The sequence below is a fragment of the Halopseudomonas sp. Lyrl_26 genome (assembly GCF_051948695.1).
Lineage (GTDB): Bacteria > Pseudomonadota > Gammaproteobacteria > Pseudomonadales > Pseudomonadaceae > Halopseudomonas > Halopseudomonas formosensis.
This window is the reverse complement of the sequence record NZ_JAYJLH010000004.1, coordinates 16,519-29,449: the sequence shown is the minus strand read 5'-3', so window position 1 is coordinate 29,449 and position 12,931 is coordinate 16,519. Positions and strand designations below refer to the sequence as shown.

Here is a 12,931-nt window from a genome sequence, read left to right as displayed (position 1 = left end):
GAGTCTGATCCATGTCTGAACAGAACAATGGCGTATTGCCCCGCGGCGTGACGCAGCAGGAATTCAACGCAGCGGTGGAGAAGTTCCGCGCCCTGCTGGGTAACGAGAACGTACTGGTGGAACAGCAGCAGCTGGTTCCCTACAACAAGATCATGATGTCCGTGGAGAACGCCGCCCACGCGCCCTCCGCCGCAGTCACCGCCACCACCGTGGAACAGGTCCAGGGTGTAGTGAAGATCTGTAACGAGCACCGCATTCCGATCTGGACCATCTCCACCGGCCGCAACTTCGGTTATGGCTCGGCTGCCCCGGGGCAGCGCGGTCAGGTCATTCTCGACCTGAAGAAGATGAACAAGATCATCAAGGTCGACCCGGAAATGTGCTACGCCCTGGTCGAGCCGGGCGTGACCTACGGTCAGCTGTACGACTACATCCAGGAAAACAACCTGCCGGTCATGCTGTCCTTCTCCGCACCCTCGGCCATTGCCGGCCCGGTGGGCAACACCATGGACCGTGGTGTGGGTTACACCCCCTACGGTGAGCACTTCATGATGCAGTGCGGCATGGAAGTGGTACTGGCCAACGGTGATGTCTATCGCACCGGCATGGGCGGCGTGAAGGGCAGCAACACCTGGCAGATCTTCAAGTGGGGCTATGGCCCGACCCTGGACGGCATGTTCACCCAGTCCAACTACGGTATCTGCACCAAGATGGGCTTCTGGCTGATGCCCAAGCCGCCGGTATTCAAGCCCTTCGAGATCATCTTCGAGAACGAGGAAGACATTGTCGAGATCGTCGAGGTCCTGCGTCCACTGCGTATCCGCGGGATCATCCCCAACTCGGCGGTGATCGCCAATATCCTCTGGGAAGCGGGCAGCGGCAACGTGCGTCGTTCCGACTACATCACCGAGCCGGGCCACACCCCCGACGAGATCCAGAAGCAGATCCAGAAGGACACCGGCATGGGTGCCTGGAACCTGTACGCGGCACTGTATGGCACCCAGGAGCAGGTCGACGTCAACTGGAAGATCATCGTCGACGAGTTCAAGAGGCTCGGCAAGGGTCGCATCGTCACCCAGGAAGAGGCCGGGGACAAGCAGCCCTTCAAGTACCGCGCCGAGCTGATGTCCGGTGTGCCGAACCTGCAGGAGTTCGGTCTGTACAACTGGCGTGGGGGCGGTGGCTCCATGTGGTTCGCGCCGGTCAGTGAGGCCCGTGGCAGCGAATGCCGCAAACAGGCGGCCATGGCCAAGCGCGTCCTGCACAAGCACGGCCTGGACTATGTTGCGGAGTTCATCGTTGCCCCGCGTGACATGCACCACGTCATCGACGTGCTGTACGATCGCACCAACGAGGAAGAAACCCAGCGCGCCGACGCCTGCTTCGCCGAACTGCTGGACGAGTTCGAGAAGGAAGGTTACGCCGTATACCGGGTCAACACCCGCTTCCAGGAGCGTGTGGCCCAGAGCTACGGCAAGGCCAAACGGGATCTGGAGCACGCCATCAAGCGTGCGGTAGACCCGAACAACATCCTGGCACCGGGCCGTTCCGGTATCGATCTGGACACCTACAAGTCCTGATCCGCCAGCCGTCGGAAAAGACAAGGGCAGCCCTCGGGCTGCCCTTTGTCGTTTCCGGTTTCCGACCCGCTCAGCGCATGTCGAACATTTCCTGATGGAAATGCCGGTGCACATCAAAGCCCTGACGGGCGAAGTCTTCGCGCAGGGCCCGACCGAATCCGGCCGGGCCGCAGAACCAGATGCTCGCCTGCCGCCAGTCGGGTACGGTGGCGCGTATGCGTTCGCCGGTCAGGTAGCCGTCGCGGCCGCTGATCAGCAGGTGCATCCGGACCTGCGTGCGGCTGACATCCTCGGTCAGTCGGGCCAGCGCCTCCTCGTCGACCTCGGCGGTGCTGTGGAAGAAGTCCACCGGGCGGTTGTCCTGCGGGTGACTGGCCAGATGCCGGAGGCGGGCGATGAAAGGGGTGACGCCGATGCCGCCGCCCACCCAGATCTGTCGACGGCGATCATCATCGAAGGTGAAGCAGCCGTAGGGGCCTTCCACGGCAATCTTCTCACCGACACGCAACTGCTCGCGCAAGGTACGGGTATGGTCCCCCAGTTCCTTGACCACGAAACTGATCTGCGGGTCCTGCGGTTGCCAGCAGGAAGCGATGGTGTAGGGGTGGAAGCCCTCGCTGCGATCAGACACGGCGAACGCGAACTGACCGGGCTTGTGCCCCGGCCAGCCCGGCACCCGTGCGTCCACCTGCAGGGAGCGGACGCCGGGGAAGTAGTGCAATCCGGTGATGCTGCCGGACACCCGCCGCCCGGTGCCAATGCGTCTGAACAGTGACTGCAGCGCGGCCCAGCTGCCGACGGCCAGCAGCGAGGCAGTGACCCAGCCGACCGGTGCGGTCCAGTAGCTGAACTTGAGCAGTACCAGGCTGTGCGCCACCAGCGCCAGATAGACCAGCGCCAGCAAGCGGTGGCTCTGGTAGAACAGCCGGTAGGGAAAGCGTTTGATCAGTGCCAGGGCAATCAGCAGTACGGCCGCATAGAAAGCCCATTCGCCGATGCTTTCCGCCAGCCCGCGCTGGCTGCGCAGGAAGGCTTCCAGTGTCGACAGGTTGGCGCCGCCGCCCTTGGCGGGTCTGGTGATCCAGCCCCAGCCTACCGCCCACTTCGGGCCCTTGATCACCAGCCAGTGCAGGATGGACAGCACCAGCGCGCCGATGCCCAGCCATTTGTGCAGCCGGTACATCTTATCCAGCCCGTCCAGCCACGCCTCCAGCCAGCGTGGCCGCAGGGCCAGCAGCATGGCCAGGCTCATGCAGCCGATGGCCAGAACACCCGTGAGTTGAGCCAGCAGGCTACGTGCAGGAAAGATCCCGCGGATATGGAACGCCTCTGGCTCCGACAGCAGCCACAGAAACGCCAGAACGGCCAGAATCGACCAGAATACCCAGGTGATGCGACGCATGACTTGCTCCCGGCTGAGGGTTCAGATTCCCCATTAGGCGCCGGGACCGGCACGCAGGCCATGATCCAGATCAAGTGGCGGGTTGTCGGTAGCGGGAAGAAGGTCGGGCAGGAAGGCTGCACACCTCCTTGCGGGGTGTGCAGCCGAGCGGGGTTTACTCCATGGCCGCTTCCAGGCCGGTTTTAACGGTCAGCTCGCCCTGCGGACCTATCTCCACGAAGGTATCGTTCGCCAGGTCATACTCGGGCCAGTCAAACTCCTCCAGGGCGGGGTCACCGGTCCTGGCGAAGTTGGTCCACGTCTGCATCATGACCTTGGCGATGGCGTCGTCCTCGCTGCCCCACTCCATGGACAGGAAGATGTCCTCGGAATCACCCTGGGAGCCGCTGACGCCGTTGCCGTTCAGATCACCGATCGCCGGGCGCCGGCCCTCCGGGGTCAGCACCAGGCCGAGCTGGAAGTTCTGCACCATGCCCTCGGGGTGATTGAACAGATAGGGCAGCTCGCAGCCGTGACAGCTCTGCAGCCCCAACTGGACCCAGCCGTCGGGTACCTGGCTGAACTTGTAGACGTACTGGTCGGACTGATAGTCCTCGGTACGCTGCCGCAGCCAGATGGGCAGGGACTCCCGGTGGTTGATGCTGTCGCCCGAGGTTACCCCGGCCATCAGCGGGACATCGCTGGGCATGCCGTTGCGCGCATTGTCGAAGTAGGTTTGCGGCTGGTAGTAGTGATCGACATTGGGCCGGTACAGCTGCCGGGTAATGCCATTGGACGATTCCGCCTGCACTATGGCGGTCCAGGGCAGGGCGCGGGCCTCCTCCAGGGTGCTGACACCGGCCCGGGCAAAGATCGCCTCGCCGATGGCTTCGGCACTGCTCAGGGAGGCCGCCGGGGTGGTGTCCTCATCCAGGGGTGCGAAGGCACTCTGGACTATGGCCTTGTGGAACAGTCCGCTCGCCTGGGGCGAGTTGAGCAGCGAATAGGCCTTGCCGCCACCGCCGGACTGACCGAACAGGGTGACGTTGCCCGGATCGCCACCAAAGGCGGCGATATTGTCCTTCACCCATTTCAGCGCCATCACCAGGTCCATCTGGCCATAGTTGCCGGAACCGCCGTAGCCGCTTTCCTCGCTCAGCAGCGGGTGCGCCAGGTAGCCGAACGGGCCGAGACGGTGGTTGACGGTCACCAGTACCACGCCCCGGTCGGTCAGCCCTTCGGGATTGTTGTACTGGCGCGAGTTGGCCGAGAGGATGGCGAAGGCGCCACCATGGAACCACACCATCACCGGCAGGTTCTCCGCGTCCTTGGGCGCTGTGACATTGAGGTACAGCGAGTCCTCGCTCATGCCTCCTTCATTGATCCGCTCCAGCGCCATGTCCTGTGCCGACTGGTCGGCCCAGGCCACGGCCTCGCGTACCCCGGACCAGGACGCGGGCGGCTCGGGCTCGCGCCAGCGCAGTTCGCCGATCGGCGGCTTGGCATAGGGAATGCCGAGGAACTGCCAGGTGCGCTCGTTGGCCTCGAATCCGCGCACTTCGCCATAGGTAGTGCTGACGGTGTGGCGCGGGCTGGTGGAGCGAGCGAAGTGCGCACGCGCCTGGTCGATGCCCCTTATGCTCCGCGGCCGCGGGTCGGTGTCGGTGAAGGCACCGTCGGCCTCGAGCGCCGCTATCAGCTCCGCAATGCTATCGCGGAACTGTTCCGGGGGTTGATCGAAGCGGATATCCGCCGCCTGGGCCGATACCCGCGAGCGGATGGCATCGGTGATCTGGATGCCGTTGTTCAGATCGCCGTCGGCGTCCAGGGTCTGCAGCAGGATCAGCTTGTTGGTCACACGCTGGTCCTGGGCATCGGTTGCGTCGGCAGTGATCGACAGCGGCGTGAGTACCTCGGCGCCGGTCGCGCTGCCCAGCTCCAGCTCGCCAATGGCGAAGCGCAGGGCCTCGCCGCGGCGATACTCGAAGCGGCCGGCTTCGTCGGTGCGGCTGGCCCGGGTACGGTCCCCTTCATAGTCCAGCCCGGCGACCGGGCTGTCGACGAAGGTGCCTGTCTGTACCTGGGGCCGCGAGGAGGACGAGGAAGAGCCGTCAAAACACCCCGACAGCATCAGTGCCAGAGGCAGGGCGCCGAACAGCAGGGTCGTCCGGCTGGCCATGTGTTTTCTGTGATGCATGGAAATTCCTCCGTCGACAGTCAGTCTGCGAACACGCTGGAAATATCGGTCTTGACGCTGGCCTCGGTGTCCATCTCGACATAGCGCTGGGCCTGGGCGTCGTACAGCGGGAATTCCAGTTCCCCGGGAATGCTCGGGTCACCGGTCTTGGCGAAGTTGGTCCACATGGTCATCATGCGCTCGATGACCAGGTCGTCGGTTTCGTCAAAGCCGGCGGAGGTGAAGATGTCATCGGTATCACCCTGGGAACCGGTGATGCCGTTGCCGTTCAGATCACCGATCTGTACCGACCGACCGGTGGCCGGGTCCAGCACCAGGCTCAGCTGGTAGTGGGTAATGACGCTTTCCGGCATGTTGAACAGGTAGGCCAGTTCCGCAGCGTGGTAGGCGGTCACGCCCATCTCCCGCCAGCCGGCAGGCTGCTTGCTGAAGTGCATGGCGTAGTGGGGCGAGGTGCTGTGGTCAGCCATCCAGGGGAACACGTTGAGCACTGTGGCAATCGGCTCTTCGGTGTCATTGGTGTTGACCAGGAACATGAAGGGCACATCGTTCTGTGACGCGCTTTCGAAGGCCTCCCGTTCGGCATAGGGCAGGTAGTGGTTGTCGATGTTGGTATAGGGCACCAGGGTCGCCGCGGCGGCCACCACTTCCATCCAGGTGCGTTCGCGCATTTCGGCAAGCGAGGCCGCATTGAGGTTTTCCTGCAGGCGTACCCCTATGGCTTCGGCACTGGCCAGGGTGCGGGTGTCCGGATGCAGGGTGCCGCTCTGGCTGATGGCCCGGTGGAACAGGCCGGTAGCACGGGGGGAGGCCATCAGCGACAGCACCTTCCGACCGCCGCCGGATTCACCGAAGATGGTGACATTGTCCGGATCCCCGCCAAAGGCGGCGATGTTGTCCTGCACCCACTCCAGAGCCGCAATCAGATCCATCTGACCGTAGTTGCCGGAGCCGTTGTAACCGCTCTCGGCACTCAGATCGGGGTGCGCGATATAACCGAACGGCCCGAGACGATGGTTCACCGAAACCTGTACCACGCCCTTGCTGGCCAGTGCCTCAGGGTTGTTGAACGGCCGGGTGTTGCTGGTCAGGGAAGTGAAGCCACCCCCATGGAACCAGACCATCACCGGCAGCTTGTCGGCGTTCTTGGGTGCCGTCACGTTGAGGTACAGGGAGTCTTCACTCATGCCGCCCTCGCCGAAGCGCTCCAGGGCGGAATTCTGCGCGGCCTGATCGCTCCAGGTGATGGCCTCGCGGGTTCCCTCCCAGGGTTCCAGTGCCTCGGGGGCGCGCCAGCGCAGCTCGCCGATCGGCGGCTTCGCGTAGGGGATACCCAGGAATTGCCAGGTATTGGCGTCAGCGGCGAAACCGCGCAGCTCGCCGTGGGTGGTCTCCACCACCACGCGTTCGCCGGTGGAACGAAGGAAGTGTTCCAGGGCGTCCTCGGCCTGGGTTACCCGCCGAGCCCTGGGGTCGGTGTCGGTGAAGGCGCCGGCGCTTTCCAGTGCCGCCAGCAGGGGCGCGAGGCTGGCGCTGAAATCGGCGCTGGGCTGGTCAAAGTCGATGTCGGCTGCGTGGCGCGATACTTCCTCGCGGATGGCCTCGGTAAGCTGGATGCCGTTGTTCAGATCACCGTCAGCATCCAGTGTCTGCAGCAGGATCAGCCGATTCACCACCCTGGGGTCCTCTGCACTGTCGGCTCCCTCGGTAATGCTCAGCGGGGTAATGATCTCGGCGCCGGTGGCCGAGCCCAGTGCCAGCTCACCGATGGAGAAGTGCAGGGTTTCATTGCGGCGATAGCTGAACTGGCCCTGGTCATCGGTCACGCCAGCCCGGGTACGTTCACCTTCGTAATCCAGCCCGGCTACGGCGCTGTCGACGAAGGTGCCGGTGAGGGTGCTGCTGCCCGAACTGGAGGAAGATGAGCCGCCCCAGCAGCCGCTCAGGCCCAGCGCCAGAGCGGCGATGGAAGCGGTCAGCAAGGCGGGACGGCGCCGCGAAAGGGAAATCTTGTGCATTGAAGTAACTCCGTTATTGTTCTTGTTGAAGTCGCCGGTTGTCATCCTGGGTGATGTGAGCGCTTTTACCGCTTCGCCTCGTTATGCGCCGCGGAAAAAATGCCCGGATGAGCCATCCCGGCTCCCCGAGTATAGGGGCAGATTCGAGATATGGCGGGCCTTGACCGGTGCCTGAAGTGACATCAGGCGAGCCCACTGGCATCGCGGCGGCATAAAGTTGTGATGCAAATCACGAAAATGTCTCTCCCAATCCAGAGCCCCCGGTGAGCTGTCCGCCATGAACAATTGCATCGCACCCCGGAGCGCCGCCCGGGTGGGATGAAACCAATGATTCATAATAGGAATGGCTGGTCATGCGTTTGCCGGCTAGCAGCCCGGCGGAGGGGGCGATGCAGAGAGTGGATGCAGTGGTGGCCATCAGCCGGCAGTGCTGACCCTGGATGCCACACTTCCGGTCGCCGAGATCGCCCGGCGGGCTGCCGTCTGGTGGCTGGGGCAGGACTGATCATTCACCGGGCCGATGCCCCTGTCACAGGCTGACTGATCCTGCGCCGGGCGTCTGGACGGCATCATGCGGGAATGTCTACCCTCGACGGCAACAGGAACAGACAGTCTCCAGGAGCCATTGATGAGCGAAGTGACCACAGCGCTGAATGACGGTGTACTGACCGTTACCATTTCCCGTCCGGAAAAGAAGAATGCCCTGACCGATGCGATGTACGGGGCCCTGGCCGATGCGCTGGAGCAGGCTGAGGCCAGCGCCGATATCCGCGTCGTGGTGCTGCGCGCCGAGGGCGAGATCTTCTCCGCCGGCAACGATCTGGGCGAGTTTGCCGCCCAGTCACGCAACCAGGGACCGGCGGTGCGCCAGGTGGAGCGCTTCCTGCGCAATCTGGTTACCGCCCGCACACCGCTGGTGGCGGCGGTGCAGGGCAAGGCGGTGGGGGTCGGTACCACCATGTTGCTGCATTGCGATCTGGTGGTTTTGGCCGAGGACGCCCAGCTGATGACGCCCTTCGTCAACCTGGCGCTGGTTCCAGAGGCCAGCTCCAGTCTGCTGATGCCGCTGCGCATCGGCCACGTACGTGCCTTCGAGATGTTCGCGCTGGGTGATCCGGTAGAGGCCCGTGATGCGCTGGCCTGGGGGCTGGCCAATCGGGTGGTGCCGCGGGACCAGCTGCACGCCGAGGCGCAGCGGCTGGCAGCACGCCTGGCGCAGCGACCCGTGGGTGCGGTTGCGCAGGCCAAGCAGTTGATGCGCGACACCGACCGGATCCTGGAGCAGATGGAGCGCGAGAGCCGCATCTTCTCGGCACAGCTGCGCAGTGCCGAGGCCAAGGAGGCGTTTCAGGCTTTCGCCGAGAAACGCCAGCCGGATTTCAGCCGGCTCTGAGCCCGGCTGGAGCGGCAGCGGCCTCATCCTGTGTCAGCCGCTGTCAGTCCGGGCGCAGCTGTGCAATGCGCACCCCAGCGCCTACACTGGCAGTACCGATGAGGAGGCAAGACCATGCTGCGTACCGTGAAGCGATTTCTGCCGGGGCTGGGGCTGCTGTGCCTGGCCCTGTCGGCCAATGCCCTTGAAGTGGGAGAGCTGGCCCCGGACTTCGAGCTGCCGGGCTCCGACGGTCAGACCTACCGCCTGTCGGACTACCGTGATCGGCAGGCGGTGGTGCTGGCGTGGTTTCCGCGAGCCTATACGTCCGGCTGCACCATCGAGTGCAAGTCGCTGGCGGAGAACGGCCATCTGATCCGCGAGTACGATGTCAGCTACTTCATGGCCAGTGTCGATCCGCTGAGCAAGAACACCGGCTTTGCCGCGGAGACCGGCGCGGACTTCCCCCTGCTCAGTGACGAGGACAAGTCGGTCGCCCGGGCCTACGGTGTACTGCACCCGCTGGGCTATGCCCGGCGGCACACCATCTATATCGGCAAGGACGGGCGGGTACTCCGGATAGATACCGAGGTGCGGCCGGCTACCTCGGCCGAGGATATGGCCGCCACCCTCGGCGAGCTGGGTGTCGAGCGTCTGGCTGACACCAGGGAGTAGCGGGGAGGGGCTTGATTCCTCCCCTTCATCAGGTTCCTACCGAGTGATATCCAGATCCCGGGTTTCCTTGCCGATGATCAGGGCCAGCAGGGTGATGCCGGCCATCACTGCCAGATATACACCGACCAGCACCGGGCTGCCGTTACCCGTCTGCCACAGCCATACCGCCACGAAGGGCGCAACCGCCGCGCCGAGGATGGAGGAGACGTTGTAGGAGATGCCCGAGCCGGTGTAGCGCACGTTGGTCGGGAACAGCTCCGGCAACAGGGCTCCCATGGGGCCGAAGGTCATGCCCATCAGGCTGAAGCCCAGCGCCAGCCACAGCAGTACGCCGACGAAGCCCAGCGACAGCAGCGGCACCCACAGCAGCGCGAATGCGATGATGCCCAGGGTCACCATGATCAGGGTCTTGCGCCGGCCCCAGCGGTCGGCCAGCGGGCCGGAGATCAGGGTGAAGATACCGAAGAACACCACGCCGAAGATCAGCATCAGCACGAAGTCGTTGTAGCTGTAGCCCAGTCCCGGCAACTGGCCCGGGCCGGGTTCAACCGGCGCCCGGCCATAGCTGAGGGAGAAGGTAGTCATCAGATAGAAGAGCACATAGGTGGCCAGCATGTAGAAAGTGCCGAGGATGAGCTCACGCCAGTGCCGGCGTACCACTTCGCCCATCGGCAGCTTGACCACCCGGCCGGTCTCGACTGCTTTGGAGAAGGCGGTACTTTCCACCAGGTTCAGGCGGATCCACAGGCCGACTATCACCATCACCGCCGAGAACAGGAAGGGAATCCGCCAGCCCCAGTCGAGGAAGGCCTCGGAGGGACGGGAGGGATTGTCCGAGGGCAGCAGGGCGGCAACGATCAGGAACAGGCCGTTGGCGATGATGAAGCCCAGCGGGGCTCCCAGCTGGGGGAAGGTGCCGAACAACGCGCGCTTGCCCTCCGGAGCATTCTCCGTGGCCACCAGTGCCGCCCCCGACCACTCGCCGCCGATGGCAAAGCCCTGGGCCAGTCGCATCAGCACCAGCAGCAGCGGCGCTATCCAGCCGATGCTGTGGTAGGTCGGCAGCAGACCGATCAGGAAGGTGGCGATGCCCATGGTCAGCAGGGCGTAGATCAGGGTCTTCTTGCGCCCGACCTTGTCACCCAGATGGCCGAAGAAGACCGCACCCAAGGGTCGGGCAATCATGGCTGCACCGAAGATGGCGAAGGACGCCAGCAGGGCGGCGGTCTCGTTGCCCGGTGGGAAGAACAGGTGCGGAAACACCAGCACCGCGGCGGTGGCGTAGACGTAGAAATCGTAGAACTCGATGGTGGTGCCGACCAGGCTGGCAAACAGCACCCGTGAGCGGGAGTTGGCAGGTGTCGATTCGGAGGTCGATTGCATGGCTGTTTTCGTTATGTGATTGAGCGGGTAGGCATGGATTGTAAGGCCATGTCGGGGACCTTTGCAGCGGGCATAAAAAACCCGGCTTGTGGCCGGGTTCCCATTCGGCGAAACGCTTATTTTTGGTAAGCGTTTACTGCCTTTACAATTTCCGCACGGGCTTCGTCAGCGTTGCCCCAGCGGTCGATCTTGACCCACTTGCCGGCTTCCAGATCCTTGTAGTTCTCGAAGAAGTGCTGGATCTGCTGGATCAGCAGTTGCGGCAGGTCGGTATATTCCTTCACGTCCTTGTACAGAACGGTCAGCTTGTCATGGGGTACGGCCACCAGCTTGGCATCGCCGCCACCATCGTCGGTCATGTGCAGTACGCCAACCGGACGGCAACGGATGACCGAGCCCGGGGCAACCGGATGCGGGGTGACTACCAGTACGTCCAGCGGGTCGCCATCATCGGCCAGGGTGTTCGGAATGAAGCCGTAGTTGGCCGGGTAGAACATCGGGGTAGCCATGAAGCGATCGACGAACAGAGTGCTGGTGTCCTTGTCGATCTCGTACTTGATCGGCGCATGGTTGGCCGGGATTTCGATGGCGACGTAGATGTCGTTGGGAATGTCCTTGCCTGCGGGAATCTGGTCGTAGCTCATGGGTTACCTGATGCGGGGCAGTGTGAATCGGTCGGCACCTGCTTGCGGGTGCCAGGAAAAATATGGGCCGGGAGTATAACAGCACCAATGCGCCATGGCGAGAACTCCTCGCACCATCCCGGGAGGGACGAGCACCAGCTCGTCCGCGGGGTGGCAGGCGCTGCCCGGCACTCCCCGGGGCTGCCGGGCAGCCCCTTTCATCGAGCTGTTGCTCGACGATCCCAGGGGTGTGCTCCCGGGCCTCGATCAGACCTCGAAGGGCGGCAGCTTGCGCTCCACCGGCAGGTTCTGCAGACGCACGTAGGCGGGCAGGCCGTTCTTGAACGGGGGGATGTCCTCACCCTGGATCAGCGGCGACAGGTACTCGCGGCAGGCGTCGGTAATGTGGAAGCCGTCCTCGCTGATGAACTCGCGGGGCATGAACTTCTCGACATTGGCCACTTCGCTCAGGGGAGCCTCGATGATGTCCCAGCGGTACGGGCTGCTTTCCAGGCGACGGATGGCCGGCATGATGGCGTTCTTGCCTTCCAGGGCGATCTCCACCGCTGCCTTGCCCAGGGCATAGGCCTGTTCCACATCGACCTGGGAGGCGATGTGGCGGGCGGCGCGCTGCAGGTAGTCGGCCACGGCCCAGTGGTACTTGTAGCCGAGCTTTTCGCGAATCAGGTTGGCGATGGTCGGGGCAACCCCGCCGAGCTGGGCATGGCCGAAGGCGTCGGTCAGGCCGGACTCGGAGAGGAATTTGCCTTCCTTGTTCTTGATGCCCTCGGAAACCCCGATCACGCAGTAACCGTGGGTCTTGACGCACTCGTCGACGCGGGCCAGGAAGGCAGCCTCGTCAAATTCGATCTCGGGGAACAGCAGGATGTGTGGCGCTTCGCCCTCGGCTTCGCTGGCCAGACCGCAGGCGGCGGTGATCCAGCCGGCGTGACGGCCCATGACCTCGAGGATGAACACCTTGGTCGAGGTGGCGCACATGGAGGCCACATCGTAACCGGCCTCGCGGATGGAGGTGGCCACATACTTGGCTACCGAGCCGAAACCGGGGCAGCAGTCGGTGATCGGCAGATCATTGTCCACGGTCTTGGGTACATGGATCGCCTTGATCGGGTAACCCATGGTCTCGGCCAGCTGGGATACCTTGAGGCAGGTGTCAGCGGAGTCGCCGCCACCGTTATAGAAGAAGTAGCCGATATTGTGCGCCTTGAATACCTCGATCAGGCGCTCGTACTGGGTACGGTTGGCCTCCAGGCTCTTGAGCTTGTAGCGGCAGGAACCGAAGGCGCCGGAGGGTGTGTGGCGCAGGGCGGCAATGTTCTCCGCCGATTCCAGGCTGGTGTCGATCAGATCCTCGGTCAGTGCACCGATGATGCCGTTGCGGCCAGCATAGACCTTGCCGATCTTGTCCGGATGCTGGCGAGCGGTTTCGATAACCCCGGCAGCAGAGGCGTTGATTACTGCGGTAACCCCGCCGGATTGGGCGTAGAAGGCGTTCTTGACGGTCATGCTGGCTCCAAGTTGGTGGCTGACGTCAGTGAGACAACCGCAGCGGTGATGCGGTTGCATGACGTCGACAGACTCAAGGTGAAATGAATGGCGCGCATGATAGCCGAATGCAGGTCGTTTTGCATGACCGGCTGCCGTGCGGTGCGCGCAGGCCGGTCGGAGAAACAAACCGGCG

At 63.7% G+C, this 12,931-nt stretch carries 9 protein-coding genes; 3 read left to right on the top strand and 6 right to left on the bottom strand.

Features of this window, described 5'->3' with window-relative positions; all coding sequences use genetic code 11:
* Positions 1-11: 11 nt before the first annotated feature.
* A complete protein-coding gene (locus VF673_RS07040; RefSeq protein WP_440291410.1) occupies positions 12-1,580 on the top strand; it encodes an FAD-binding oxidoreductase in 1,569 nt (522 codons plus the stop codon).
* A gap of 70 nt (positions 1,581-1,650) precedes the next feature.
* On the opposite strand, the gene VF673_RS07035 is transcribed toward VF673_RS07040, so the two are convergent.
* The 3 genes from VF673_RS07035 to VF673_RS07025 all read right to left on the bottom strand — a co-directional run bounded on the left by VF673_RS07035 (position 1,651) and on the right by VF673_RS07025 (position 7,176).
* Entirely contained in the window at positions 1,651-2,982 is a 1,332-nt protein-coding gene (locus VF673_RS07035) for a ferredoxin reductase family protein (protein ID WP_440291409.1), read from the bottom strand.
* Positions 2,983-3,136: 154 nt separating this feature from the next.
* A complete protein-coding gene (locus VF673_RS07030) occupies positions 3,137-5,158 on the bottom strand; it encodes a carboxylesterase family protein (protein ID WP_440291408.1) in 2,022 nt (673 codons plus the stop codon).
* Between the two features lie 20 nt (positions 5,159-5,178).
* Complete coding sequence (locus VF673_RS07025) at positions 5,179-7,176, bottom strand: carboxylesterase/lipase family protein (RefSeq protein WP_440291407.1); 1,998 nt, start codon at positions 7,174-7,176, stop codon at positions 5,179-5,181.
* Between the two features lie 628 nt (positions 7,177-7,804).
* Here VF673_RS07025 and VF673_RS07020 point away from each other — a divergent pair.
* Both VF673_RS07020 and VF673_RS07015 read left to right on the top strand, forming a co-directional pair.
* Positions 7,805-8,569 (top strand): enoyl-CoA hydratase, encoded by a 765-nt coding sequence (locus tag VF673_RS07020; protein WP_440291406.1) that lies wholly within the window; start codon positions 7,805-7,807, stop codon positions 8,567-8,569.
* Between the two features lie 114 nt (positions 8,570-8,683).
* Positions 8,684-9,223, top strand: a complete 540-nt coding sequence (locus VF673_RS07015; RefSeq protein ID WP_090536580.1) for a peroxiredoxin — start codon at positions 8,684-8,686, stop codon at positions 9,221-9,223.
* A gap of 36 nt (positions 9,224-9,259) precedes the next feature.
* Here VF673_RS07015 and VF673_RS07010 read toward each other — a convergent pair whose 3' ends face one another.
* The 3 genes from VF673_RS07010 to VF673_RS07000 form a co-directional block, all read right to left on the bottom strand.
* Positions 9,260-10,621: an MFS transporter gene (locus VF673_RS07010; RefSeq protein ID WP_407920429.1), complete on the bottom strand. Its 1,362-nt coding sequence runs from the start codon at positions 10,619-10,621 to the stop codon at positions 9,260-9,262.
* A 101-nt stretch (positions 10,622-10,722) separates the two neighbouring features.
* Positions 10,723-11,250, bottom strand: coding sequence for an inorganic diphosphatase (gene ppa, locus VF673_RS07005; protein ID WP_273123723.1), 528 nt, complete (start codon positions 11,248-11,250; stop codon positions 10,723-10,725).
* A gap of 246 nt (positions 11,251-11,496) precedes the next feature.
* On the bottom strand, positions 11,497-12,756 hold the full coding sequence (locus tag VF673_RS07000; RefSeq protein ID WP_440291405.1) for a 6-phosphofructokinase: 1,260 nt from the start codon (positions 12,754-12,756) through the stop codon (positions 11,497-11,499).
* Positions 12,757-12,931 lie beyond the last annotated feature (175 nt).